Source organism: Escherichia sp. WS1451, assembly GCF_046487365.1.
In the GTDB taxonomy this organism is placed as follows: Bacteria; Pseudomonadota; Gammaproteobacteria; order Enterobacterales; family Enterobacteriaceae; genus Escherichia; species Escherichia coli.
In genome coordinates, this window is the sequence record NZ_JBJQJP010000088.1 from 1 (window position 1) to 506 (window position 506).

Genomic DNA, 506 nt, shown 5'->3' on the forward strand with positions numbered 1-506 from the left:
GCTTTGTCGTAATAATAATGGTCATGGTCGTACATCTGACCCGTGCGGCTGGTCAGCCAGCCGCTGCGGTCATAGCTGAACACCAGGCAACCGCGCAGTTTGTCATTGATGCCGCCGACTTCACCGTCTGCATTCCAGATATAGTCCCGCGCTGTCACGCTGTCGCTGTGTGACGGGGGTGTGGCTGTCTGCTGTGGATTCTGGCTGCCACCTGGCAGGCTGCGCTGCCAGCTTAACCGGTTGTCGGCGTTGTAGCCGCTGAACGTCGTCAGCGCTCCCTGCGTGCGTATCACCTGACGGTGCAGACTGTCACGCTCATATTCACTGACCGTGATACCGTCCAGTGCCGTCTGGAGCAGATGCCCGCTGCCGTAGTAAAGATGGCTGAGGTGCTGCCCGTCCGGTAACGTGATGTCGGTGGGATTGCCCAGGGCGTCACGCTGATATTTTATGCTGCCGTGCACGCTGTGCTCTGCCGTCAGCCAGCCGCTGCGGTCATACGCAAA

1 pseudogene is annotated in these 506 nt (G+C 59.7%); it reads right to left on the minus strand.

What is annotated here, in order from left to right:
• Window positions 1-506 (minus strand): annotated as a pseudogene (locus ACJHX7_RS26305) (RHS repeat protein); the annotation flags it as partial.